The 24,915-nt window shown below is 59.2% G+C and carries 20 protein-coding genes; 2 read left to right on the top strand and 18 right to left on the bottom strand.

The genetic code is table 11. The features are described 5' to 3' along the window. Positions 1 to 129: 129 nt before the first annotated feature. The 18 genes from tilS to rpsB form a co-directional block, all read right to left on the bottom strand. The gene (gene tilS / locus M2397_RS03380) at positions 130 to 1,449 is read right to left on the bottom strand and encodes a tRNA lysidine(34) synthetase TilS (RefSeq protein ID WP_259242290.1); all 1,320 of its coding nucleotides are present in this window, start codon (positions 1,447 to 1,449) and stop codon (positions 130 to 132) included. 162 nt (positions 1,450 to 1,611) lie between these two features. Next, positions 1,612 to 2,559, bottom strand: a complete 948-nt coding sequence (locus M2397_RS03375; protein WP_003172288.1) for an acetyl-CoA carboxylase carboxyltransferase subunit alpha — start codon at positions 2,557 to 2,559, stop codon at positions 1,612 to 1,614. 128 nt (positions 2,560 to 2,687) lie between these two features. Then, positions 2,688 to 6,209 (bottom strand): DNA polymerase III subunit alpha, encoded by a 3,522-nt coding sequence (dnaE, locus tag M2397_RS03370; RefSeq protein WP_131697250.1) that lies wholly within the window; start codon positions 6,207 to 6,209, stop codon positions 2,688 to 2,690. 77 nt (positions 6,210 to 6,286) lie between these two features. Further along, complete coding sequence (gene rnhB / locus M2397_RS03365) at positions 6,287 to 6,919, bottom strand: ribonuclease HII (RefSeq protein WP_027604470.1); 633 nt, start codon at positions 6,917 to 6,919, stop codon at positions 6,287 to 6,289. Next, positions 6,916 to 8,055, bottom strand: coding sequence for a lipid-A-disaccharide synthase (gene lpxB / locus M2397_RS03360; protein ID WP_065926454.1), 1,140 nt, complete (start codon positions 8,053 to 8,055; stop codon positions 6,916 to 6,918). The genes rnhB and lpxB overlap by 4 nt, the downstream gene beginning before the upstream one ends. Before the next feature lie 2 nt (positions 8,056 to 8,057). Continuing rightward, positions 8,058 to 8,834 carry an acyl-ACP--UDP-N-acetylglucosamine O-acyltransferase gene (lpxA, locus tag M2397_RS03355; protein ID WP_025855134.1) on the bottom strand — a complete coding sequence of 259 codons (777 nt, stop codon included), beginning with the start codon at positions 8,832 to 8,834 and terminating at the stop codon, positions 8,058 to 8,060. Further along, entirely contained in the window at positions 8,831 to 9,271 is a 441-nt protein-coding gene (fabZ, locus tag M2397_RS03350) for a 3-hydroxyacyl-ACP dehydratase FabZ (protein ID WP_003172281.1), read from the bottom strand. Before fabZ ends, lpxA begins: the two co-directional genes overlap by 4 nt. A 110-nt stretch (positions 9,272 to 9,381) precedes the next feature. Next, positions 9,382 to 10,437 (bottom strand): UDP-3-O-(3-hydroxymyristoyl)glucosamine N-acyltransferase, encoded by a 1,056-nt coding sequence (gene lpxD, locus M2397_RS03345; protein ID WP_131697251.1) that lies wholly within the window; start codon positions 10,435 to 10,437, stop codon positions 9,382 to 9,384. A 3-nt stretch (positions 10,438 to 10,440) separates the two neighbouring features. Then, positions 10,441 to 10,944: an OmpH family outer membrane protein gene (locus tag M2397_RS03340; protein ID WP_003172279.1), complete on the bottom strand. Its 504-nt coding sequence runs from the start codon at positions 10,942 to 10,944 to the stop codon at positions 10,441 to 10,443. Positions 10,945 to 10,989: 45 nt separating this feature from the next. Continuing rightward, a complete protein-coding gene (gene bamA / locus M2397_RS03335) occupies positions 10,990 to 13,377 on the bottom strand; it encodes an outer membrane protein assembly factor BamA (RefSeq protein ID WP_131697252.1) in 2,388 nt (795 codons plus the stop codon). Between the two features lie 74 nt (positions 13,378 to 13,451). Continuing rightward, positions 13,452 to 14,804, bottom strand: coding sequence for a sigma E protease regulator RseP (gene rseP / locus M2397_RS03330; RefSeq protein ID WP_131697253.1), 1,353 nt, complete (start codon positions 14,802 to 14,804; stop codon positions 13,452 to 13,454). Positions 14,805 to 14,857: 53 nt separating this feature from the next. Further along, a complete protein-coding gene (ispC, locus tag M2397_RS03325) occupies positions 14,858 to 16,048 on the bottom strand; it encodes a 1-deoxy-D-xylulose-5-phosphate reductoisomerase (RefSeq protein WP_131697254.1) in 1,191 nt (396 codons plus the stop codon). Beyond that, positions 16,045 to 16,854, bottom strand: coding sequence for a phosphatidate cytidylyltransferase (locus M2397_RS03320; RefSeq protein ID WP_145335049.1), 810 nt, complete (start codon positions 16,852 to 16,854; stop codon positions 16,045 to 16,047). Before M2397_RS03320 ends, ispC begins: the two co-directional genes overlap by 4 nt. After that, positions 16,855 to 17,610 (bottom strand): polyprenyl diphosphate synthase, encoded by a 756-nt coding sequence (gene uppS / locus M2397_RS03315; protein ID WP_167654844.1) that lies wholly within the window; start codon positions 17,608 to 17,610, stop codon positions 16,855 to 16,857. It lies immediately after the preceding gene. 17 nt (positions 17,611 to 17,627) lie between these two features. Continuing rightward, a complete protein-coding gene (gene frr, locus M2397_RS03310; protein WP_016974404.1) occupies positions 17,628 to 18,185 on the bottom strand; it encodes a ribosome recycling factor in 558 nt (185 codons plus the stop codon). After that, on the bottom strand, positions 18,182 to 18,925 hold the full coding sequence (gene pyrH, locus M2397_RS03305; RefSeq protein ID WP_003172271.1) for a UMP kinase: 744 nt from the start codon (positions 18,923 to 18,925) through the stop codon (positions 18,182 to 18,184). The genes frr and pyrH overlap by 4 nt, the downstream gene beginning before the upstream one ends. 211 nt (positions 18,926 to 19,136) lie before the next feature. Continuing rightward, positions 19,137 to 20,000, bottom strand: a complete 864-nt coding sequence (gene tsf / locus M2397_RS03300) for a translation elongation factor Ts (RefSeq protein WP_065926460.1) — start codon at positions 19,998 to 20,000, stop codon at positions 19,137 to 19,139. 192 nt (positions 20,001 to 20,192) lie between these two features. Continuing rightward, positions 20,193 to 20,930, bottom strand: coding sequence for a 30S ribosomal protein S2 (gene rpsB, locus M2397_RS03295; RefSeq protein WP_003219330.1), 738 nt, complete (start codon positions 20,928 to 20,930; stop codon positions 20,193 to 20,195). A gap of 387 nt (positions 20,931 to 21,317) precedes the next feature. On the opposite strand from rpsB, the gene map reads away from it, so the two are divergent. Together map and M2397_RS03285 are read left to right on the top strand one after the other, a co-directional pair. Then, a complete protein-coding gene (gene map / locus M2397_RS03290; protein ID WP_016975842.1) occupies positions 21,318 to 22,100 on the top strand; it encodes a type I methionyl aminopeptidase in 783 nt (260 codons plus the stop codon). A gap of 64 nt (positions 22,101 to 22,164) precedes the next feature. Then, positions 22,165 to 24,867: a [protein-PII] uridylyltransferase gene (locus M2397_RS03285; RefSeq protein WP_145335053.1), complete on the top strand. Its 2,703-nt coding sequence runs from the start codon at positions 22,165 to 22,167 to the stop codon at positions 24,865 to 24,867. The last annotated feature ends 48 nt before the right edge of the window (positions 24,868 to 24,915 follow it).

The raw sequence follows: 24,915 nt of genomic DNA, 5'->3' as shown, positions 1-24,915 counted from the left end.
TACGTTGATCGCTACACATTTTTTGGAATCGCCCAGCAAAGACTGCTTGGTAATCGGCAACTGCTGCGATTCAGGCGAATCCACAGAAGTTGTATCAAGAAGGGAGCGTAGTCTACCGGAAAGGCGCTATCAGCTCAAACCTTGATCGCAGGTCTGTGGTATCCAATCTAATTGCCAGCCTTCGCGCGGTGCTCCCCGGAGTCCAGTGAGGTGAGGCACGCCGAGCAATTGCTCGCCCTGATAGAGCAGCGGCAATCTGCCACGGACGAACACTGGCACTCCACATTCATTAAGCAGACGCTTCAAGTCGCGCCGGCCTCGGCCTGACACATCCAGCATTTCACCGCCCTGGCGATAACGGACTTCCAAAGGGCCTTCGGGCGCCTTGCCGATTATCTTCAGCAGGCCATTGCCGGGTAACTCTAGTGGGTTTCGCGGATCAGGCCAGCTCACCGACCCGTGGGAAAATTCCGACCAGACGCCAGGCAGCCACCAGATGCGCTCGCCGCAACGGTGCAATTCCCCATCGGCAAGACGCCATAAGGGCTGTGCGTCCCCCTTGGCATCACGTAGGGAATACCAGCCAGCCCAATGGTCGCTGTCGGGTAACCGGGTCAGCGGAGCCAGCCAATGGCGCAGGGCGTTGCGCTGGCGAGCATCGGAAAGTTCGCGCAGTGGAGCGAGGGCCAATGATGGCAAAAGCAGCCAAGGAAACCGTGAAGGTTGATCGGCGGCTTGCAGGTCCATGCAGGCTAACTCGCCCAGCAACGCCTCGGCCTCACCGAGGTGCTCGGCAGTGCGGGCCAGGCTGGAGACGGCTTGGGGCCAACGCTCCGTCAACGTCGGGATCACGCGGTGCCGCAGGTAATTACGGGAGAAGCGTGGATCGGCGTTGGAAGGATCTTCAATCCACTTGAGTTGATGATCACCGGCATAGGCTTCCAACTCGGCGCGCGAGACATCCAGCAACGGCCGCACCAGAAAACCACCCGCCAACGGACGATGCGCAGGCATTGCGGCGAGCCCGCGCACCCCAGCACCGCGCAGCAGACGGAATAGCAGCGTTTCGGCTTGATCATCACGATGTTGGCCAGTGAGCACTGCTTCCCCCTCCCTGGCCACTTCGGTAAACGCCTGGTAACGCGCCTCACGGGCGGCACGCTCAAGGCTGGCGCCGGGCGGCACGTGCACGTGCATAACCCGCAAGGGTACGCCCAGGCTGTCGCACACCGACTGGCAATGGCTTGGCCAGGCGTCGGCAACAGCCTGCAGACCATGGTGGACATGGACAGCGCTGAGGGGCGGTAATGTTTCGGATTTTGCCAGGATGGCCAGGAGATGCAGAAGGACAGTGGAATCAAGCCCACCCGAGAAAGCGATATGCCAGGCCGGGGCGTTGCGCCAGGGGGACAGGGCTTGCAGGAGCTTGGCGGGCAAGGTTGGTTTCATCAAACGTTACCGCCGCAAATCTGGAATACGTTGACCAAGCATACACAAAGCAAATGTGGGAGGGGGCTTGCTCCCGATAGCGGTGGGTCAGTCACGAGATGTGGTGACTGAGACCCTGCAATCGGGGGCAAGCCCCCTCCCACATTAAATTACGGCGTCGGCTTACAGGCCGTAGCTCATCAGGCGCTCGTAGCGACGGGCCAGCAGCGCTTCGTTATCCAGCTTCTTGAGCATCGCCAGTTGCGAACCCAACTCGGCACGGATAGTGGCGGCGGCGGCGGCCGGGTCGCGGTGGGCGCCGCCCAATGGCTCGGCGATCACTTTGTCGACGATACCCAGGCCCTTGAGGCGATCGGCAGTGATGCCCATGGCTTCGGCAGCGTCCGGCGCCTTTTCTGCGGTTTTCCACAGGATCGAGGCGCAACCTTCCGGCGAGATCACCGCGTAGGTCGAATATTGCAGCATGTTCAACTGGTCACAGACACCGATGGCCAGTGCACCGCCAGAACCACCCTCACCGATCACGGTGGCAATGATTGGGGTTTTCAGACGAGACATGACGCGCAGGTTCCAGGCAATGGCTTCGCTCTGGTTGCGTTCTTCGGCGTCGATACCTGGGTAAGCACCCGGCGTATCGATAAAGGTCAGGATCGGCATCTTGAAGCGCTCGGCCATTTCCATCAAACGGCAGGCCTTACGGTAGCCTTCCGGACGCGGCATGCCGAAGTTGCGGCGCACTTTCTCGCGCACTTCACGGCCTTTCTGGTGACCGATGACCATGACCGGCTGGTCGTCCAGGCGAGCGATACCGCCCACGATGGCCGCGTCGTCGGAGAAGTGGCGGTCGCCGTGCAGCTCGTCGAACTCGGTGAAGATGTGCTGAATGTAGTCCAGGGTGTACGGACGGCGCGGGTGGCGGGCCAGGCGCGCGATCTGCCAGCTGGTCAGCTTGCCGAAGATGTCTTCGGTGAGCGTGCTGCTCTTGTCTTGCAGGCGAGCGATCTCATCGCCGATATTCAGCGAATTGTCATTGCCGACCAGGCGCAGTTCTTCGATCTTGGCTTGCAGGTCAGCGATCGGCTGTTCGAAATCAAGAAAATTCGGGTTCATAAGCGTCCGTCTTGGGTCGACGGCCAAGGGTTGCCTGGCCAGCCGGTTGTCTATTCGCGCCCTACCTTAAGGGAGAGGCGCGTTTAGGTCGAGATTAAATGTTCAGCCGAGGTCAGGCGCTCTGACCGTCAACGGTATTGGAGGAAGACGTTGTCACGGCCGAACTGGTCACGCAAAGCTTGAATCAAGCCATCAGCAGGATCAATTCGCCAGGTCTCACCGAACTGCAACATCGCCTTGGCGTCGTTGCCGGTGTACTCCATGGTCACCGGGCAAGCGCCGCGATGACGCTTGAGCAGGTCACCCAACCAGCGTAGCTGATCGCCCTTGAGGGCTTCGGTTTTCACCTTCAGGCGCAGGCTTTCGGCCAGGTTGGTGCGTGCATCTTCCATGCTCATCACCCGCTTGATCCGCAGACGCAGGCCGCCAGAGAAGTCATCGTTGCTGACCTCCCCTTCCACCACCACCATGGCGTCGGTCTGCAGCAGCGACTGCGCAGAGTGAAAGGCGTCGGCAAACAGCGACGCTTCGATCCGGCCCGAGCGGTCGTCGAGGGTGATAAAGCCCATCTTGTCGCCTTTTTTATTTTTCATCACCCGCAGGGCGATGATCATGCCGGCGACGGTCTGGGTATCCCGCGCCGGTTTCAGGTCGATGATGCGCTGACGGGCGAAGCGGCGGATTTCGCCTTCATATTCGTCAATCGGGTGGCCGGTGAGGTAGAGGCCCAAGGTGTCTTTCTCACCCTTGAGGCGTTCCTTGAGGGTCAGCTCCTTGGCCTTGCGATGGTTGGCGTACACATCGGCATCTTCTTCGACGAACAACCCGCCAAACAGGTCGGCGTGACCGCTGTCGTGGGTCCGAGCGGTCTGTTCGGCGGCCTTGATCGCTTCTTCCATGGCGGTGAGCAGCACCGCGCGGTTGCGGTCGATATTCGCCTGGTAAGCCTTCGGCTCATCATGAAAATACGGCCCAAGACGGTCGAGTGCGCCGCTGCGGATCAGGCCATCGAGGGTGCGTTTGTTGATGCGCTTGAGGTCAACCCGCGCGCAGAAGTCGAACAAATCCTTGAACGGCCCGTCCTGGCGCGCTTCGGTGATGGCTTCCACCGGGCCTTCGCCCACGCCCTTGATAGCGCCCAGGCCATAGATGATGCGACCTTCGTCGTTCACCGTGAACTTGAACTCCGAGGCGTTCACGTCCGGTGCGTCGAGGCGCAGCTTCATGGTGCGCACTTCCTCGATCAAGGTCACGACCTTGTCGGTGTTGTGCATATCCGCCGAGAGTACCGCAGCCATGAACGGCGCCGGGTAGTGGGCTTTCAGCCAGGCGGTCTGGTACGACACCAGGCCGTAGGCGGCGGAGTGGGATTTGTTGAAGCCATAACCGGCGAATTTTTCTACTAGGTCGAAAATGTTACCGGCGAGGTCGGCGTCAATATTGTTGGTGGCGCACCCTTCAATGAAACCGCCGCGCTGCTTGGCCATTTCCTCGGGCTTTTTCTTACCCATGGCACGCCGCAGCATGTCCGCGCCACCGAGGGTGTAGCCGGCCATCACCTGGGCGATCTGCATCACCTGTTCCTGGTACAGGATGATGCCGTAGGTCGGCGCCAATACCGGCTTGAGGCCTTCGTACTGGTAATCGGAGTGCGGGTACGCCAACTCGGCGCGGCCGTGCTTACGGTTGATGAAGTCATCCACCATGCCCGATTGCAGCGGGCCCGGACGGAACAGCGCCACCAGTGCGATCAAGTCTTCCAGGCAGTCGGGCTTGAGCTTTTTGATCAGCTCTTTCATGCCGCGGGATTCAAGCTGGAACACCGCCGTGGTTTCGGCTTTTTGCAGCAAGGTGTAGGTCGGCTTGTCGTCCAGCGGGATAAACGCGATATCCAGTGGTTCTTCGTTGACCTTGGCGCGGTCGCGGTTGATGGTCTTGAGCGCCCAGTCGATGATCGTCAGGGTCCGCAGGCCGAGGAAGTCGAACTTCACCAGGCCGGCCGCCTCCACATCGTCCTTGTCGAACTGGGTAACCAGGCCGCCGCCCTCTTCATCGCAATAGATCGGAGAGAAGTCGGTCAGCTTGGTCGGCGCGATAACCACGCCACCGGCGTGTTTACCGACGTTACGCACCACGCCTTCGAGCTTGCGCGCCATGTCCCAGATTTCGGCGGCTTCTTCATCGACCTTGATGAAGTCGCGCAGGATCTCTTCCTGCTCGTAGGCTTTTTCCAGGGTCATGCCGACTTCGAACGGGATCATCTTCGACAGGCGGTCCGCCAGGCCGTAGGACTTGCCCTGCACCCGCGCCACGTCACGGATTACCGCCTTGGCCGCCATGGAACCGAAGGTGATGATCTGGCTCACAGCGTTGCGGCCGTATTTCTCGGCCACGTATTCGATCACGCGGTCCCGGCCGTCCATGCAGAAGTCGACGTCGAAGTCGGGCATGGAGACCCGTTCCGGGTTCAGGAACCGTTCGAACAGCAGGTCGTATTCCAGTGGATCGAGGTCGGTGATCTTCTGAACATAGGCGACCAGCGAGCCAGCACCCGACCCCCGGCCCGGACCTACCGGTACGCCGTTGCTCTTGGCCCACTGGATAAAGTCCATCACGATCAGGAAGTAACCGGGGAACCCCATCTGGATGATGATATCCAGCTCGAAATTCAGCCGGTCGACGTAGACCTGGCGCTTGGCCTCGTAATCTTCGGTGGTGTCCTTGGGCAGCAGGACGGACAGACGCTCCTCCAGACCATCAAACGACACCTTGCGGAAATACTCATCGATGGTCATGCCATCGGGAATCGGGAAGTTGGGCAAAAAGTGTTTGCCCAGCTTCACTTCGATATTGCAGCGTTTGGCGATCTCAACGGAGTTTTCCAGGGCCTCGGGCAGGTCGCTGAACAGCTCGGCCATCTCCTCCGCGCTCTTGAGGTACTGCTCTTCGCTGTAGTTCTTGGAGCGGCGCGGGTCATCCAGGGCCCGGCCTTCGCCGATGCACACGCGGGTTTCGTGGGCCTCGAAATCTTCCTTCTTGATAAAGCGCACATCGTTGGTCGCCACCAACGGCGCGCCCAGCTTGTCGGCCAGGGCCACGGCGGCGTGCAGATGCTCTTCATCGTTGGGACGATTGGTGCGCTGGACTTCCAGGTAGAAACGGTCGGGGAAGACCTGCATCCACTCCCTCGCCAGCACTTCGGCTTCATGGGGATTACCGCCCAGCAGCGCGATACCGATCTCGCCCTCTTTGGCGGCCGACAGCATGATCAGGCCTTCGCTGGCCTCGGCGACCCATTCGCGCTCGATGATGATCGAGCCGTTGCGCTGACCGTCGATAAAGCCACGGGAAATCAATTCGGTGAGGTTGCGATAACCCACGCCATTCATCGCCAGGAGGCTGATGCGGCTCAGGGGGTTATCCGGGTCTTTGTTGGACAGCCACAGGTCGGCGCCGCAGATCGGCTTGATGCCGGCGCCCATGGCGTTCTTGTAGAACTTGACCAGGGAGCACATGTTGTTTTGATCGGTAACCGCGACCGCAGGCATGTTCATGCCCACCAGGGTCTTGACCAGCGGTTTGATCCGTACCAGGCCGTCGACCAGGGAGTATTCAGTGTGCAGGCGCAGGTGAACGAATGAAGCCGGCATAGTGATCCTGTCCAGAAACTTAGAAACAACAAGGCCCGGGATTGTACCGGGCCTTGGCAAAAACATCAGCCTTGCGACTAAACCTCGCTGAGGTTCTCGCGCAGCTCATAAGCCTGGCGCACCGGGGCAAACGAGCGCCGGTGGATCGGCGTTGGACCGAGACGGGCCAGGGCTTCCAGATGAACGGGCGTCGGATAGCCCTTGTGCCCTCCGATGCCGTAGCCGGGGTAGATCAATTCGAACGCCGCCATTTCACGGTCTCGGCTGACCTTGGCCAGGATCGACGCCGCTGCAATGGCGGGCACCTTGCTATCGCCCTTGACCACCGCTTCAGCCGGCATCGCCAGCTTCGGGCAACGGTTGCCGTCGATCATCGCCAGTTTTGGGGTGATATGCAGACCTTCAACGGCACGCTGCATGGCCAGCATTGTGGCGTGCAGAATGTTCAATTCGTCGATTTCTTCGACTTCAGCCCGGGCGATATGCCAGCTCAGGGCCTTTTCACAGATTTCGTCGTAGAGTTTCTCACGACGCGCTTCAGTGAGTTTTTTCGAGTCGTTGAGGCCCAGGATCGGACGGTTCGGATCAAGGATCACGGCCGCCGTAACCACCGCACCACACAGCGGACCGCGCCCCACTTCGTCAACACCGGCCACCAGTTCGTGGGTTTGGGCAACCAGGCTGAAATCCAGGCCTATTTGCGTGCTCATAAAGCTTCCTGTTTTTGGCCGATCAAGGTCAATACGGCGTCCGCCGCCTGGTTCGATGCATCACGGCGCAGGGTGCGGTGGATGTCGTCAAAACCACGGGTCTGTTCTTCGCCGCCGTCGATCAAGGGTAGTAGGGTTTGCGCGAGGGCTTCGGGCGTTGCATCGTCCTGCAACAACTCCGGCACTAACAGGCGCTGAGCCAGCAAGTTGGGCAGGGAGATGTAAGGACTTTTGACCATGCGCTTGAGAATCCAGAACGTCAGCGGTGCCAGGCGATAGGCCACGACCATCGGGCGCTTGTACAGCAGCGCCTCCAAGGTCGCGGTACCCGACGCGATCAGCACGGCATCACAGGCCGCCAAGGCCAGGTGCGACCGACCGTCGAGCAGGGTCAATGGGAGATTGCGACCGACCAGCAGTGTCTCGATTTGTGCACGCCGTTGCGGGCTGGCGCAGGGCAACACGAAACGTACCCCGGGCTTCAAGGCTTGAAGGCGCTCGGCAGCATCGAAAAACACGCTGGCAAGACGGCCCACTTCGCCGCCTCGACTGCCCGGCATCAGCGCGACGAGCGGCCCTTCGGGCAGGCCAAGTTCGGCACGGGCAGCCGCACGATCAGCCTGCAAAGGAATACTGTCAGCCAGGGTATGCCCGACAAACCGTACCGGCACGCCCTTCTCCTCGTAGAACCTGGCTTCGAACGGCAACAGGGTCAACATCAGGTCGCAGCCTTCGCGGATCTTCAACACACGCTTCTGCCGCCACGCCCACACAGAGGGGCTGACGTAGTGCACGGTCTTGATCCCGGCCTGACGCAACTTGAGTTCGATATTGAGGGTGAAGTCCGGCGCATCGATTCCGATAAAGACATCGGGCTTTTCTTCGATCAGCGTCTGGATCAGCAGCTTGCGACGAGCCAGAAGCTCACGCAAGCGACCCAGCACCTCGACCAGGCCCATGACCGACAGACGCTCCATGGGGAAGTATGACGTGAGGCCTTCGGCCTGCATCAGCGGGCCGCCGACACCGATAAATTCCACCGCAGGGTGCCGGGCCTTGAGCGCCCGCATAAGACCTGCGCCCAAAATGTCGCCGGAAGCTTCTCCGGCCACGAGCGCGATACGCAGAGTAGCCATGATCAGCGGGTGATGCCGCGGGTCGAAGCCTGGATCGAGTCACGGAACACCGCGACTTCCGGAAACAACGCTGCTGGCTCGGCCAGTTGGATCAACGCCTGGTCTACCGTCAGCCCCTGACGGTAGACCACCTTGTAGGCACGGCGCAGGGCGTGAATCGCGTCTTCGCTGAACCCACGACGGCGCATGCCTTCGAAGTTCATGCTGCGGGCTTCGGCCGGGTTGCCGAACACCGTGACGAACGCTGGAACGTCCTTGCCGATGGCGGTGCCCATGCCGGAAAAACTGTGGGCGCCGATATGGCAATACTGATGCACCAAGGTAAAGCCGGACAGGATCGCCCAATCGTCAACGTGTACATGGCCAGCCAACGCCGTGTTGTTGACCAGGATGCAGTGGTTGCCGATCACGCTGTCATGGCCGATATGGGCATAGGCCATGACCAGGTTGTGATCACCCAGCGTGGTCTCTGCACGATCCTGCACGGTGCCACGGTGAATGGTCACGCCTTCACGGATGATGTTGTGATCACCGATTACCAGGCGCGTCTCCTCACCCTTGTACTTCATGTCCGGGGTGTCTTCGCCTACCGAGGAAAACTGGTAGATGCGGTTGTGTTTGCCAATGCGGGTCGGACCTTTGAGGATCACGTGCGGCCCGATGACAGTCCCCTCGCCGATTTCCACACCTGCGCCGATGATCGACCAGGGGCCGACCTCAACGTCGGCGGCCAGTACGGCCGACGGATCGATGATTGCGCGAGGGTCAATCAAACTCATAGTTTGCGTTCCGCACAGATGATCTCGGCCGAGCACACCGGCTTGCCGTCTACCGAGGCCTGGCATTCGAACTTCCAGATCTGGCGCTTGCAGCTGATGAACTTGGCTTCCAGGATCAACTGGTCACCCGGAGTAACCGGGTTGCGAAAGCGCAACTTGTCGGAGCCCACGAAATAGTAAAGCGTGCCGTCGGCAGGCTTGAGGTCGAGCATTTTGAAACCAAGGATACCGGCAGCCTGGGCCATTGCTTCGATGATCAATACGCCCGGCATAATGGGATGCGCGGGGAAGTGACCGTTGAAGAACGGTTCGTTGATGCTGACATTCTTGTAGGCACGAATGCGCTTTTCCTCAACATTGAGGTCCACTACGCGGTCCACCAGCAGGAACGGGTAACGGTGAGGCAGGTATTCGCGAATCTCGTTGATGTCCATCATTTCGGGGGGAAGCCTGTAATAAAGATTGGGGGCGGGCGACTAAACGCACGCCCCGCTAGCAAATCAAGGAGGCAGTCTAGCGGCTGTGCACACTTGATATGGAAATGGTATCAGCCTTCAGATGAAGCATTACCGCCAGGGGTCACGTCCCCAACACGCTTTTCCAGCTGTTTGAGACGTCGAGCCATGTCGTCGAGCTGCCTCAAACGTGCTGCACTCTTGCGCCATTCAGCTGCGGGCTGCATGGCGGTACCAGATGAGTAGGCCCCCGGTTCGGTAATCGAGTGGGTCACCATGGTCATGCCGGTGATGAAAACGTTGTCGCAAATATCGATATGCCCCACCAGCCCTACGCCACCGGCGAGCATGCAATGCTTGCCGATCCTGGTGCTGCCGGAAATGCCTACACAGGCGGCCATGGCGGTGTGATCGCCAATCTGCACGTTGTGAGCGATCTGGATCTGGTTGTCGAGCTTCACGCCGTTACCAATCACGGTATCGGCCAGGGCTCCGCGATCGACAGCCGTGTTGACACCGATTTCCACGTCGTCGCCGATCAATACACCGCCGACCTGGGCAATCTTGTGCCAGACGCCTTTCGAGTTGGCAAAGCCAAAGCCTTCACCACCGATCACGGCACCCGATTGAATCACTACACGCTCCCCGATACGCACATCGTGGTACAGGGTCACGCGAGGCGCCAACCAACCATCGGCACCGATCTCGCAGCGCGCACCGATAAAACAATGGGCACCGACCGTCACACCTGCGCCAATGCGCGCGCCACTCTCGATCACCGCAAAGGCGCCAATGCTTGCCGCAGGATCAACCTGGGCATCATCGGCGATCACCGCCGACGCATGAATACCGCCGGCTGCCTTGGGTTTCGGATCGAACAGGTGTGACACCCGCGCATAGGCCAGGTATGGGTCGGGTACCACCAGCGCATCCCCGGCAAACCCTTCTGCATCAGCTGCCTTCAACAACACGGCTGCAGCCTGGCTGTCGACGAGGTATTTACGGTATTGAGGGTTTGCAAGGAAGCTCAACTGAGCTGGGCCAGCCTCCTGCAAGGTGGCTAGCCCAGTGATTTCCTTCTCCTGGGAACCACGCAAGGTGGCTCCCAGGAACTCGGCCAACTCGCCGAGCTTGATAGTCGCGGTCATGGCTTACTTCAGCTGGTTCATGCGCTCGATCACCTGACGGGTGATGTCGTATTGAGGCTTGACGTCGATCACTGCGCCACGCTCGAACACCAGGTCAAAGGCACCTTTCTTGATGACTTCTTCCACTGCGCTGTCGAGTTTAGGCTTGAGCTGCTTCAGCATTTCACGGTCGGCAACAGCCTTGGCTTCGTTCAGCTCCTTGGATTGGAACTGGTAGTCACGAGCCTTTTGCTTGAACTCAAGCTCCAGACGCTCGCGCTCGCCTTGCTGCATCTTGTCGCCACCCGCTACCAGACGGTCCTGGATACCCTTGGCGCTGCTTTCCAACGTCTTGAGCTTGGTCAGTTGCGGACCGAATTTCTTCTCGGCATCCACTGCGTATTTCTTGGCCGCATCGGATTCCAGCAGGGCCATCTGATAGTTCAGGACGGCGATTTTCATTTCGGCGAAGGCCGGGGTGGTTACCAGCACGGTGGCCAGCAGAACCAATTGAGTCAACTTACGCACGATGTACTCCTACAGAATCCGTTGTCGTTATCTTGGGTCAGACGCTTAGAACGTCTGGCCGAGGGAGAATTGGAAAATCTGGGTTTCAGCGTTATCCGGTTTCTTGATCGGCATGGCCAGAGCAAAGCTCAACGGGCCGAGCGCGGTCACCCAGGTCACACCTACACCCACCGAGCTCGCCAAGTTGCTTAGGCTCACGTCGTTGCACTCAGTACTGGACTTCACACCGCTTGGGTTGGTGATCTGTTCACACTTGGAGTCGAACACGTTACCCACATCCCAGAAGACAGAAGTACGCAGGGACCGCTGATCTTTGACGAACGGCAGCGGGAACAGGATTTCCGCCCCACCCTGGATCAACACGTTACCACCGAATGGCAGCGGGTCGTTGTCGGAGTCAGCTACGGTGCCCTGGTTACCGGTCACACCAACACCACGGCTCGGTGTACCACGTGGGCCCAGGGTGCTGTCCTTGAAGCCCCGCACGGAGTTGAAGCCACCCGCGTAGTAGTTCTCGTAGAACGGCAGCCCATTGGTGGAACCATAACCGTCGCCATAACCCAACTCAGTGTGCAGGCGCATGGTGTAGTTATCGCTCAGCGGCTGGAACAACTGGCCACGGTAATCGAGCTTGAAGAACGACAGGTCGCTGCCCGGCGTCGTTGCTTCCAGAGTCAGGCTCTGGGAGTGGCCACGGGTGGCAAGCACGCCTTTGTTCAGGGTCGACTCGGACCAGCCGGCGGACGCCTTGAAGTTCAGGAACTTGTCGCCTTCCTTGCGAGTGAAGTCGAAGATCTCGTCCACGGTGTACACACCGGTCTTGATCTCATCCTGTTGCGCGGTCAGGCCGAACGTCAGGCGCGAAGTCTCACTGATCGGGTAACCCACGTTGACACCGGCACCGAGACTGTCGATCGCATAGCTCGCTACGTCAACATCAAGGTCTTTGTAGTCAGTGGTGCGGTAGAAGGCGTTGTAGCCCAGGCTCACGCCGTCAGCAGTCCAGTAGGGGTCGGTATAACCGAAGTTATATCGGCTCTGGTATTCGCTTCGGGTCAGGCCGATGGATACTCGGTTACCGGTACCGAGGAAGTTGTTCTGGGTGATGGAACCACCGAGGATCAGACCGGCGCTCTGCGCGAAACCGACACTGGCGGTGATCGAACCCGACGCTTGCTCTTCCACGGCGTAGTTCACGTCAACCTGGTCATCCACACCCGGTACGGCTGGCGTTTCGACGTTCACTTCCTTGAAGAAGCCCAGGCGTTCAAGACGGGTCTTGGACTGGTCGATCAGGTAAGTCGACGCCCAGCCACCTTCCATCTGGCGCATTTCGCGGCGCAGCACTTCGTCCGCAGACTTGGTGTTGCCACGGAAGTTGATGCGGTTCACGTAGGCACGCTTACCTGGGTCGACGACAAAGGTGATGTCCACGGTGTGGTCTTCATCGTGCGGGGTAGGCACGCCGTTGACGTTGGCGAAGGTATAGCCTTCGTTACCCAGGCGACGGGTGATCAGTTCGGACGTGGTGGTCATCAGCTTGCGCGAGAACACCTGGTCTTTCTGCACCAGCAACAGGGCCCTGACCTGGTCTTCAGGCACTTTCAAGTCGCCGCTGAGCTTCACGTCACGAACCTTGTACTTCTCGCCTTCGTTGACGTTGACAGTGATGTAGACGTGTTTCTTGTCCGGGGTGATGGACACCTGGGTCGAAGCGATATCCATGTTGATATAGCCACGGTCCAGGTAGTAGGAACGCAGGCGTTCCAGGTCACCGGAGAGTTTTTCGCGGGCGTACTTGTCATCGTTCTTGAAGAACGACAACCAGTTGGTGGTCTTCAGCTCGAACAGGTCGATCAGGTCTTCATCAGCGAACTTGGTGTTACCCACCACGTTGATGTGCTGAATGGCCGCCACGGTACCTTCGTTGATGTTGACCTTGAGGCCGACACGGTTACGAGGCTGCGGCACCACTTCCGTTTCCACGGTCGCGGAGTAGCGGCCCTGGGCAACGTACTGGCGTTGCAGTTCGTTACGAACACCTTCAAGGGTGGCGCGCTGGAAGATCTCGCCCTCGGCCAGGCCAGATTGCTTCAGGCCTTTCATCAGGTCTTCAGTGGAGATCGCCTTGTTGCCTTCGATCTCGATACTGGCGACGGAAGGTCGCTCGACGACGGTGATGACTAGGACGTTACCTTCGCGACCCAGTTGGATGTCTTGAAAGAACCCGGTTTTGAACAGCGCACGAGTGGATTCCACCAGGCGACGGTCATCAGCCTGTTCCCCGACGTTCAACGGCAAGGCACCAAAGACGCTACCCGCGGAAACCCGCTGGAGGCCGTTGACGCGAATATCGGAGATGGTGAAGGACTCGGCGTGAACTTCGGCGATCATCAATACGGTGAGAACCGCAGTTAGCAGCAGACGTTTCATGAAGTCCTTTCTTATTCCAACTGGCAATAAACAAACTGCCGCAAAATGCGGCAGATTCGCAATTCAGCGAAGCGTTACAGTCGACCCAGATCGTTGACCAGGGCTAATAACATCACCCCAACCACCAAGCTGATACCGATCTGTATCCCCCAACCCTGCACCCGATCCGACAAGGGGCGACCACGCACCCACTCGACCAGATAAAACAACAGATGCCCCCCATCCAATACTGGAATGGGCAGCAAATTCAGAACACCCAGGCTAATACTCAGATAAGCCAGGAAATTCAGGAAATCCGCGACACCCGACTGGGCAGAAGCGCCCGCCACTTTAGCAATGGTTATCGGTCCACTCAAGTTTTTTACCGAGAGCTCGCCGAACAACATTTTCTTGAGGGATTCGAGGGTCAGCACACTCATGGTCCAAGTGCGTCTTGCACCCTCCCCAATTGCCGCCAACGGCCCGAAACTGACCTCACGCACCATCGATGGCGGCCACTCCGGACTCTTGACGCCAGCGCCCAGGTACCCCGCGGCCGCCTTGGCTTCCCCACGTACCGCCAGGGTCACGGGGACGTCGATTTGAGCACCGTCGCGTTCAACTTTCAGCACAATTTTGGTATCAGGGCGTACCCGGACCAGATCGACCACCTGCTGCCACTCACCCAACACCTGGCCATCGAGGGCCAGCAAGCGATCGCCGGTTTTCAGGCCAGCGGCCTGGGCCGGACCTTTCGGGTCCAGCTCAGCCAGTACCGGCGGCAGCGCAGGACGCCATGGACGGATGCCCAGGGACTTGATCGGATCAGGCTCATCAGCGCCCTTGAGCCAATGGTCCAGAGCCAACGCGCGAGGGGTCTCGGCACTGGAATCCTGCTCACGTACCACGACGTTGACCGTGCCGCTTTCACCCAAACGACGTACCAATTGCAAATTGACCGCGCCCCAACCCGTCGTCGGCTCACCATCAATGGAAACAATTTCCTGTCCCGCGACCAGACCTGCCTTGGCCGCGATACTGTCAGCCTCGACCGCGCCGATGACAGGACGCACCTGCTCGCTGCCGAGCATGGCCAAGACCCAGAAGAACAGCATCGCCAACAGAAAGTTGGCAATCGGACCGGCGGCAACAATGGCGATACGCTGACGAACGGTCTTGCGATTGAAGGATTGGTCCAGCTGATCGGCCGGCACTTCGCCTTCACGCTCATCGAGCATCTTGACGTAGCCACCCAACGGAATGGCCGCGATCACGAACTCGGTGCCGCGTCGGTCGTGCCAGCGAACCAACGGCATGCCGAAGCCGACGGAAAAGCGCAGTACCTTGACGCCGCAACGACGCGCCACCCAAAAGTGGCCGAATTCGTGGAAGGTGACCAGCACGCCCAGAGCAACCAGGGTGCCGACAATCATGTAAAGCGCACTCATCTAATTTCTCCGCATTCCAATCCAGTGCCCCAAGGCTCAATCGCGCCCACAACCTAACGCGCGTTGCGGTTCAACCATTGTTCGGCCAAGGCGCGTGCCTTGGTGTCCGCCTCGAATACCGCGCCGAGGTCGTTCACCGCCACCACAGGCTCAAGACCCAGGACGTCCTCGATGATACTCGCGATCTGCGGAAAGCGGATGCGCCGTTCGAGAAACGCCGCCACCGCCACCTCATTCGCCGCATTGAGCATCGCCGGCGCGCTGTTACCCGCCTCCGCCGCCTCACGCGCCAGGCGCAGACAAGGAAAACGTTGTTCGTCCGGTGCCTCGAAGTCCAAGCGGGCAATGGCAAACAGATCCAGTGGCGCCACACCGGAATCAATTCGCTCCGGCCAAGCCAGGGCATTGGCGATCGGAGTACGCATATCGGGATTGCCCAATTGGGCCAATACCGAGCCATCCACATAGTCGACCAGTGAATGAATCACACTTTGCGGGTGAATCACCACCTCGACCTGATCCGGTTGCGCATCGAACAACCAGCAGGCCTCGATCAACTCCAGGCCTTTATTCATCATGCTTGCCGAGTCTACGGAGATTTTGCGCCCCATAGACCAGTTAGGATGAGCGCACGCCTGGTCCGGAGACACATGCTCCAACTCCGCCAAGGGAGTTTGCCGAAAAGGACCACCCGAAGCGGTCAGCAAAATCCGACGCACCCCCACCTGACTGAGACCGCGAGCAAAGTCACCAGGCATGCATTGGAAGATAGCATTGTGCTCACTGTCGAGGGGCAGCAGTACGGCACCGCTCTTGCGCACAGCCTGCATGAAGAGCGCGCCGGACATCACCAGCGCTTCTTTGTTGGCCAGCAGAATTTTCTTGCCCGCGTCCACGGCGGCCAAGGTCGGACGCAAGCCGGCGGCACCGACGATAGCGGCTACCACCGTATCCACCTCGGCATCGGCCGAGACCTGGCACAACCCCTCCTCCCCCACCAGCACCTGAGTGGCCAGCCCGGCAGCCCGCAGATCATCCTGCAGGCTCCGCGCCGCCGAACGCCCGGGCACAACAGCAAAGCGCGGCACGTGGCGCACGCACAGTGCCAGCAGTTCGCTGAGACGGGTGAACCCGGTCAAGGCAAACACTTGATAGCGGTCAGGATGACGAGCGATCACATCCAGGGCGCTCAACCCTACCGAACCGGTTGCACCCAGTACGGTCACTTGTTGCAGGCGACTCACGAAGCGGTCATCCACAACAGCACGGCAAAGATCGGGATGGCAGCGGTAAGGCTATCGATACGATCCAGCACCCCGCCATGTCCCGGCAGCAGGTTGCTGCTGTCCTTGATCCCGGCCTGGCGCTTGAACATGCTTTCAGTGAGGTCACCCACCACCGAAATGAATACGACGATGGCCGTACCGAGCAGTGCCAGGAAGATGTCCATCACCGACCAGTCGCGTAACACACCCACCACAAGTGTGATCAACAGCGTCAACGCCAGGCCGCCATACACACCTTCCCAGCTCTTGCCCGGACTGACCGCCGGCGCCAGCTTGCGCTTGCCGAATGCACGACCAGAGAAGTAGGCGCCGATGTCTGCACCCCAGACCAGCACCATCACTGCCATGATCAGCCAGTTACCCATCGGCGAATTCTTGATCTCCACCAACCCTTGCCAGGCGGGCAACAGAATCAACAAGCCAATCACCAACTTGCTGGCGACACTGGACCACTGGCCACTGCTGCGCGGAAAAGTCAGCACCAGGTAGGTCGCAAGCGCCCACCACAACACCGCGGCCCCCAACACCCAAGGCACGATGATGCTCGACAGGGTATGCATCAGAAACAGCAGCACCGCCACCACAAGGGCATATACCACACGCGGCAACTGCGCGTTGAAGCCTGCCAATCGTGCCCATTCCCAGGCACCCAGGGTTACCACCAGGCCGATAAACAGTGCAAAGCCGGAGCCATCCAGCAGGAAGAACCCGCACAAGGCAATCGGCAACAGTATCAGTGCTGTGATGATTCGTTGTTTAAGCATTTAAACCCGGGCTCCAGCTTCGATCTGCTCACTCGTTTTACCGAAGCGACGCTGACGGGAAGCGAAATCGGCCAGCGCAGTGCGCATGGCATCGTGTTTGAAGTCCGGCCAGAACAGGTCGGAGAAGTACAGCTCGGTATAGGCCAACTGCCATAAGAGAAAATTGCTGATGCGATGCTCTCCACCGGTACGGATACACAAGTCAGGCAACGGCAGGTCACCGGTCACCAGGCAGGTTTGTAACAGTTCAGGCGAGATGTCGTCCGGCCGCAGATGACCGGCCTGCACTTCACGGGCCAGTCGCTGCGCAGCCTGGGCAATATCCCACTGACCACCGTAGTTGGCCGCGATTTGCAGCACAAAGCGGTCAGTGCCAGCAGTGATCGCCTCGGCTTCACGCATGGCCGCCTGCAGTTCCGGATGGAAGCGCGAGCGGTCGCCGATGATGCGCAGGCTGATGTTGTTGTCATTCAGGCGCTTGGCCTCGCGACGCAGTGCCTTGAAGAACAGATCCATCAAGGCACTGACTTCTTCGGCGGGCCGCTGCCAGTTTTCACTGGAGAACGCGAACAAGGTCAATACCTCGACCTTGGCCTCGGCGCATACCTCGATCACAGCCCGTACCGCATCGACACCCGCTTTATGCCCGGCAACACCCGGCATAAAGCGTTTCTTCGCCCAGCGATTATTCCCATCCATGATGATCGCGACATGGCGCGGCACCACAGAGGGCACAGTCTGCTTGGTCTTTTCCATGAAGGCGTCCTGACCCCTTATACGGCCATCAGGTCCTTTTCTTTTTCTTCCGTGGCCTTGGTGATCTGGGCCTCGGCATCCTTGGTCAGCTTATCGATATCGGCGACGGCACGACGCTCTTCGTCTTCGCTGATTTCCTTGTCCTTGACCAGTTTCTTCAAGTCACCCAAGGCATCGCGACGGATGTTGCGCACGGCAACACGCGCATCTTCAGCGGCGCTGCGGGCCTGCTTGGTGAAGCCCTTGCGGGTTTCTTCAGTCAGGGCCGGCATGGAGATCAGCAGCAACTCGCCCAGGTTGGTCGGGTTGAGGTTCAGGCCGGCGCTCTGGATGGCTTTGTCGACTGCGGCGAGCATGTTGCGCTCGAAGGCCACGACTTGCAGGGTGCGCGAATCTTTTACGGTAACGTTGGCCACGCCGCTCAGCGGGGTATCAGCGCCGTAATAAGGCACCATCACGCTGCCCAGAATGCTCGGGTGCGCCTTGCCGGTACGAATCTGGCCGAATGCGTGGCTCAGAGACTCCAGGGATTTCTGCATACGCGCTTGGGCGTCTTTCTTGATTTCATTGATCATTGTTGGCCTTCCTCGATCAGAGTCCCTTCCGCGCCGCCGTGTACGATATTCAGCAGGGCACCGGGCTTGTTCATGTTAAATACGCGCAGTGGCATCTTATGGTCGCGACACAGGCAAATAGCCGTCAGGTCCATCACGCCCAGCTTGCGATCCAGCACTTCATCGTAGGTCAGATGATCGAACTTCTCGGCATGCGGGTCTTTGAACGGGTCTGCGGTGTACACGCCATCTACCTTGGTCGCCTTGAGCACTACGTCAGCATCGATCTCGATGGCGCGCAGGCAGGCAGCCGAGTCCGTGGTGAAGAACGGGTTGCCGGTACCGGCAGCAAAGATCACCACCTCTTTGGCGTTCAGGTGGCGCATGGCTTTGCGACGATCATAGTGATCGGTCACGCCCACCATGGAAATAGCCGACATCACGATAGCCGAAATATTGGCACGCTCCAGGGCGTCACGCATGGCCAGGGCGTTCATCACAGTGGCCAGCATGCCCATGTGGTCGCCAGTGACCCGATCCATACCGGCCGCACTCAGTGCCGCACCGCGGAACAGATTGCCCCCGCCGATCACCAGGCCGACTTGTACGCCGATGCCGACCAATTGGCCGACTTCCAGCGCCATGCGGTCGAGAACCTTGGGATCGATCCCGAACTCTTCCGAGCCCATCAGGGCCTCGCCGCTAAGCTTGAGTAGAATGCGTTTATAGCGAGCCTGATAACCACTGCCCTGCTGAGCCATTGCGAATCTCTCCTGCGGCGTATTTTTAAAAAATTCTTGGCGAGCCATTTACGGCTTGCGTTCACTCTAGCTGGACGCTCTCACAGCGCCATCGGAACACGGCTTTGTAAGCCAGTTCCGAGGGTAAGCCAAATAAAATCGGCCTGCCCATTTGAAAAGAGGCTGCGCGCGTGAGCGGGCAGCCTCTTTCGGGCGACAGTTAAAAACTGTCTTATTGCTTGGCGGCAGCCAGCTGGGCAGCAACTTCTTCAGCGAAGTTGTCGACCGGCTTCTCGATGCCTTCGCCTACCTTGAAGTAAGTGAAGGAAACGATTTCAGCACCGGCTTTCTTGGCCAATTCGCCAACCTTGACTTCAGGGTTCTTGACGAACGCCTGCTCAACCAGGCTTGCTTCGGCCAGGAACTTGCTGATACGGCCCTTGACCATATTCTCAACAATGTTTTCTGGCTTGCCTTTGATTTTTTCTTCGTTCAGCTGCAGGAACACAGCTTTTTCACGCTCGATCGCTTCGGCAGAAACTTCCGAAGGCAGCAGGAACTCAGGGTTGCTGGCCGCTACGTGCATAGCGATGTCCTTGGCCAGCTCAACATTGCCGCCCTTCAGGACAACTGCAACGCCGATCTTGTTGCCGTGCAGGTAACCACCAACTACATCACCTTCAACGCGCACCAGGCGACGGATGTTGACGTTTTCGCCAACCTTGCCGACCAGTACCAGGCGATCAGCTTCTTGAGCGGCGATCAGCGGAGCGACGTCAGTCAGCTTGTCGGCGAACGCTTTTTCAACGCTGGCAGCAACAAAGGCCTTGAAGTCGTCCTGCAGGGCCAGGAAGTCGGTCTGAGAGTTCACTTCCAGCAGAACAGCAGATTTGCCGTCTTCTTTCAGAGCGATAGCGCCTTCAGCAGCCACGTTGCCTGCTTTCTTGGCAGCCTTGATGGCGCCGGAAGCACGCATGTCATCAATGGCTTTTTCGATGTCGCCGTCAGCCTTTTCCAGGGCTTTCTTGCAATCCATCATGCCTTCGCCGGTACGCTCACGCAGTTCTTTAACCAACGCTGCAGTAATTGCTGCCATTTTCAAATTCCTCTTGGATAGGTTTTCAACCATTCCACCCGATCGAACGGGGGATCAATTCTTCCCGAACCACCCTTGTTAGCCGCTGCACGTTACAGGTGATGTAGCTGCGCTGCTCACAAATGGTTTTCGAGGTGGCAAAAAGGGGGCCAAGCCCCCTTTTTGCTTACTGAGTCAACGCCAGGGCGTCAATTACTCAGCTGCGGCTACCGGAGCTTCTTCAACGAACTGCTCAGTACCACCAGCAACGTGGTTGCGACCACGGATTACAGCGTCAGCCATCGAACCCATGTACAGCTGGATAGCGCGGATGGCGTCATCGTTGCCTGGGATGATGTAGTCAACGCCTTCCGGGCTGCTGTTGGTATCGACTACGCCGATAACAGGGATGCCCAGCTTGTTGGCTTCGGTGATCGCGATGCGCTCGTGATCAACGTCGATAACGAACAGTGCGTCAGGCAGACCGCCCATGTCCTTGATACCACCCAGGGAACGATCGAGCTTTTCCAGGTCACGAGTGCGCATCAGCGCTTCTTTCTTGGTCAGCTTGGCGAAAGTACCGTCTTCGGCTTGCACTTCAAGGTCACGCAGACGCTTGATGGAAGCACGGATGGTTTTGAAGTTGGTCAGCATGCCGCCCAACCAGCGGTGATCGACGTACGGCGAACCGCAACGTGCTGCTTCTTCAGCAACGATCTTGCCAGCGGAACGCTTGGTGCCGACGAACAGGATCTTGTTTTTGCCCTGAGCCAGGCGCTCTACGAAAGTCAGAGCTTCGTTGAACATTGGCAGGGTTTTTTCAAGGTTGATGATGTGGATCTTGTTACGCGCGCCGAAAATGTATTTACCCATTTTCGGGTTCCAGTAACGGGTCTGGTGACCGAAGTGCACACCGGCCTTCAGCATATCGCGCATATTGACTTGGGACATGATAGTTCCTTAATAAGTCGGGTTTGGCCTCCACGTATCCCAATGACCAACCAGCGGCATCAAGGCCTCCGGCACCCAGGTCATCGTGTCGACACGTGTGTGGATTTAAGCTTTGCGGGGTATCCCCGGAAAGCGGCGCATTTTATACCACACGAAGGGCGAAAACGAAACACGCAATCACATTTGGCCTGAGCGACTTGTACGCAACCCTTTGAATAGACCCGATATAACCCCACCTGATAGAGAGAAGCGATCGTCAGGGGCTCATGATTTGCCGCCCGCGTCTGTTAGAATCGCGTTTTTTGGCGCTTGTGCGAATTCTGCAACCTTTTGTCGCACGCCCGTAAACCGTATTGATTTCAGCGCATCGCGCTAGAGAGAGCCTGTATGACCGTTAGTTTGAAAACCGCCGAAGACATCGCCGGCATGCGCATTGCCGGCAAACTGGCTGCCGACGTGCTGGAAATGATTGCCGAGCACGTCAAGCCCGGCGTTACCACGGAAACCCTGAACCAAATCTGCCATGACTATATAGTCAATGTGCAGGGCGCTATTCCTGCGCCGCTGAACTACAAGGGCTTCCCCAAGTCGATCTGCACGTCGGTCAACCACGTGGTCTGCCACGGGATTCCGGGCGACAAGCCGTTGAAGGACGGCGACACCCTGAACATCGACGTCACCGTGATCAAGGACCGCTACTTCGGTGACACCAGCCGCATGTTCCACGTCGGCAACGTCCCGGTCTGGGCCGAGCGCCTGTCCCAGGTCACCCAGGAATGCATGTACAAAGCCATCGAGATCGTCAAGCCTGGCTGCCGCCTGGGCGACATCGGTGAAGTGATCCAGAAGCACGCCGAAAAGAACGGTTTCTCGGTGGTGCGCGAATTCTGCGGCCACGGTATCGGCACGGTCTTCCACGAAGAACCGCAGATCCTGCACTACGGCCGCGCCGGCACCGGCATGGAGCTCAAGGCAGGCATGACCTTTACCATCGAGCCGATGATCAACCAGGGCAAGGCCGATACCAAGGTGCTGGGCGACGGCTGGACCGCCATCACCAAAGACCGCAAGCTCTCGGCCCAGTGGGAACACACCCTGCTGGTCACCGAGACCGGCTACGAGATCTTCACCCTGCGCGCCGACGACACGATCCCACGCGTTTCGGCGTAAAGGCTGCCAAGGTTTTCCCAAACTGTGTTGTGACTGACTGATAGATAGAAAGGAAAGCCGATCAATGCCCCAGGTGGATCCCGAACTCTTCGACCGTGGCCAGTTCCAGGCCGAGCTGGCTCTGAAAGCGAGCCCCATCGCCGCGTTCAAAAAGGCGATCCGCCAGGCCCGCGAGGTACTCGACGAGCGCTTTCGCAGCGGCCGGGACATCCGCCGGCTGATCGAGGACCGCGCCTGGTTCGTCGATAACATCCTGCAAAAGGCCTGGGAACAGTTCAGCTGGAGCGAAGACGCCGATATTGCCCTGGTGGCGGTCGGCGGATACGGTCGTGGCGAGCTGCACCCCTACTCCGACATCGACCTGCTGATCCTGCTGGACAGCGCCGATCATGAGATCTTTCGCGATTCCATCGAGCGTTTTCTCACGCTGCTGTGGGATATCGGCCTGGAAGTCGGCCAGAGCGTGCGCTCGGTCGATGAATGCGCCGAAGAGGCCCGCGCCGACCTCACCGTCATCACCAACCTGATGGAAAGCCGCACCATCGCCGGCCCCGAGCGCCTGCGCCAGCGCATGCTCGAAGTCACCAGCACCGCGCACATGTGGCCGAGCAAGGACTTCTTCCTGGCCAAGCGCGCCGAGCAGAAGGCCCGGCACCACAAGTACAACGACACCGAATACAACCTGGAACCCAACGTCAAAGGTTCTCCGGGCGGGCTGCGCGACATCCAGACGATTCTGTGGGTAGCGCGTCGCCAATACGGCACGCTGAACCTGCGCGCCCTGGCCGGCGAAGGCTTCCTGGTGGAGAGCGAAAACGCCCTGCTGGCGTCGTCCCAGGAATTCCTGTGGAAAGTGCGCTACGCCCTGCACATGCTCGCCGGGCGCTCCGAAGATCGCCTGCTGTTCGACCACCAGCGCTGCATCGCAACCCTGCTGGGGTTTGAAGGCGAAGACGCGAAGACCAGCATCGAAAGCTTCATGCAGCAGTACTACCGGGTGGTCATGAGCATTGCCCAGCTCAGCGACCTGATCATCCAGCATTTCGAAGAAGTGATCCTGGCCCCGGAAGACGAAGCACCGCCGCAGCCGATCAACTCACGCTTCCAGCTGCACGACGGCTATATCGAGGCACGCAACGACAACGTGTTCCGCCGCACCCCGTTCGCCATGCTGGAGATCTTCGTGCTGATGGCCCAGCAGCCGGAAATCAAGGGCGTACGCGCCGATACCATCCGCCTGCTGCGGGAAAACCGTCACCTGATCGACGATGACTTTCGCAACGACATTCGCAACACCAGCCTGTTTATCGAGCTGTTCAAGTGCAAGATCGGCATCCATCGCAACCTGCGCCGCATGAACCGCTATGGCATCCTCGGGCGTTACCTGCCGGAGTTCGGTTTCATCGTCGGGCAGATGCAGCACGATCTGTTCCACATCTATACCGTAGACGCCCACACCCTGAACCTGATCAAGCACTTGCGTAAGTTGCAGTACACCCAGGTGTCAGAGAAATTCCCGCTGGCCAGCAAGCTCATGGCCAAGCTGCCCAAGCCGGAGTTGATCTACCTCGCCGGCCTGTACCATGACATCGGCAAGGGCCGACATGGCGACCACTCGGAAATCGGCGCGGTCGATGCCGAGGCGTTCTGCCAGCGCCACCAGCTGCCGCTGTGGGACAGCCGCCTGATCGTGTGGCTGGTGCAGAACCATCTGCTGATGTCGACCACCGCCCAGCGCAAGGACTTGTCCGACCCGCAGGTGATCCACGACTTCGCCGGGATCGTCGGCGATGAAACCCACCTCGACTACCTGTACGTGCTGACCGTTTCCGACATCAACGCCACCAATCCGACCCTGTGGAACTCCTGGCGCGCCAGTCTGTTGCGCCAGCTGTACACCGAAACCAAGCGCGCGCTGCGTCGTGGCCTGGAAAACCCGGTGGACCGCGAAGAGCAGATCCGCCGCACCCAAAGCGCCGCCCTGGACATCCTGGTGCGCGGTGGCAACGACCCGGACGACGTCGAGCAGTTGTGGTCGCAACTGGGTGACGACTACTTCCTGCGCCACACCGCCGGCGATGTGGCCTGGCACAGTGACGCGATCCTGCAGCAGCCTGCCGATGGCGGCCCGCTGGTGCTGATCAAGGAAACCACCCAGCGCGAATTCGAAGGCGGCACGCAGATCTTCATCTATGCGCCCGACCAGCACGACTTCTTCGCCGTGACCGTGGCGGCCATGGATCAGCTCAACCTGAACATCCATGACGCCCGGGTCATCACCTCCAGCAGCCAGTTCACCCTCGATACCTATATCGTGCTGGATACCGAAGGCGAGTCCATCGGCGATAACCCGGCGCGGGTGAAAAAGATCCGCGAAGGCCTGACCGAAGCGCTGCGCAACCCGGATGACTACCCGACCATCATCCAGCGCCGGGTACCGCGCCAGCTCAAGCACTTTGCCTTTGCGCCCCAGGTGACCATTTCCAACGACGCCCAACGCCCGGTCACGGTGCTGGAGCTCAGCGCGCCGGATCGCCCGGGGCTGCTGGCAAGGATCGGCGGGATTTTTCTGGAGTTCGACCTGTCGTTGCAGAACGCCAAGATTGCAACCCTCGGCGAGCGGGTGGAAGACGTGTTCTTTATTACCGACGCCGACAACCAGCCCCTGTCCGACCCCGAGCTTTGCCTGCGCTTGCAGGCGGCGATCGTGCAGCAGTTGAGCGTGCCCCAGGAACCCGGTGTCGAACTGACGCGCCTGACGATTTGATACCAGGAGCGGCCCACCGCTCCCCTCCCAGTTTTTAACGCCTTGCAC

Origin of the sequence: Pseudomonas sp. BIGb0381 (assembly GCF_024809815.1) — a bacterium.
Classification (GTDB): Bacteria; Pseudomonadota; Gammaproteobacteria; order Pseudomonadales; family Pseudomonadaceae; genus Aquipseudomonas.
This window is presented reverse-complemented; position numbering and strand designations above follow the sequence as displayed.

What these genes read in the sequence shown, in the direction of transcription:
- tilS (WP_259242290.1), bottom strand. Translation starts at nt 1,449, where the DNA reads ATGAAACCAACCTTGCCCGCCAAGCTCCTGCAAGCCCTGTCCCCCTGG.
- M2397_RS03375 (WP_003172288.1), bottom strand. Translation starts at nt 2,559, where the DNA reads ATGAACCCGAATTTTCTTGATTTCGAACAGCCGATCGCTGACCTGCAA.
- dnaE (WP_131697250.1), bottom strand. Translation starts at nt 6,209, where the DNA reads ATGCCGGCTTCATTCGTTCACCTGCGCCTGCACACTGAATACTCCCTG.
- rnhB (WP_027604470.1), bottom strand. Translation starts at nt 6,919, where the DNA reads ATGAGCACGCAAATAGGCCTGGATTTCAGCCTGGTTGCCCAAACCCAC.
- lpxB (WP_065926454.1), bottom strand. Translation starts at nt 8,055, where the DNA reads ATGGCTACTCTGCGTATCGCGCTCGTGGCCGGAGAAGCTTCCGGCGAC.
- lpxA (WP_025855134.1), bottom strand. Translation starts at nt 8,834, where the DNA reads ATGAGTTTGATTGACCCTCGCGCAATCATCGATCCGTCGGCCGTACTG.
- fabZ (WP_003172281.1), bottom strand. Translation starts at nt 9,271, where the DNA reads ATGATGGACATCAACGAGATTCGCGAATACCTGCCTCACCGTTACCCG.
- lpxD (WP_131697251.1), bottom strand. Translation starts at nt 10,437, where the DNA reads ATGACCGCGACTATCAAGCTCGGCGAGTTGGCCGAGTTCCTGGGAGCC.
- bamA (WP_131697252.1), bottom strand. Translation starts at nt 13,377, where the DNA reads ATGAAACGTCTGCTGCTAACTGCGGTTCTCACCGTATTGATGATCGCC.
- rseP (WP_131697253.1), bottom strand. Translation starts at nt 14,804, where the DNA reads ATGAGTGCGCTTTACATGATTGTCGGCACCCTGGTTGCTCTGGGCGTG.
- M2397_RS03320 (WP_145335049.1), bottom strand. Translation starts at nt 16,854, where the DNA reads ATGCTTAAACAACGAATCATCACAGCACTGATACTGTTGCCGATTGCC.
- uppS (WP_167654844.1), bottom strand. Translation starts at nt 17,610, where the DNA reads ATGGAAAAGACCAAGCAGACTGTGCCCTCTGTGGTGCCGCGCCATGTC.
- frr (WP_016974404.1), bottom strand. Translation starts at nt 18,185, where the DNA reads ATGATCAATGAAATCAAGAAAGACGCCCAAGCGCGTATGCAGAAATCC.
- pyrH (WP_003172271.1), bottom strand. Translation starts at nt 18,925, where the DNA reads ATGGCTCAGCAGGGCAGTGGTTATCAGGCTCGCTATAAACGCATTCTA.
- tsf (WP_065926460.1), bottom strand. Translation starts at nt 20,000, where the DNA reads ATGGCAGCAATTACTGCAGCGTTGGTTAAAGAACTGCGTGAGCGTACC.
- rpsB (WP_003219330.1), bottom strand. Translation starts at nt 20,930, where the DNA reads ATGTCCCAAGTCAATATGCGCGATATGCTGAAGGCCGGTGTGCACTTC.
- map (WP_016975842.1), top strand. Translation starts at nt 21,318, where the DNA reads ATGACCGTTAGTTTGAAAACCGCCGAAGACATCGCCGGCATGCGCATT.
- M2397_RS03285 (WP_145335053.1), top strand. Translation starts at nt 22,165, where the DNA reads ATGCCCCAGGTGGATCCCGAACTCTTCGACCGTGGCCAGTTCCAGGCC.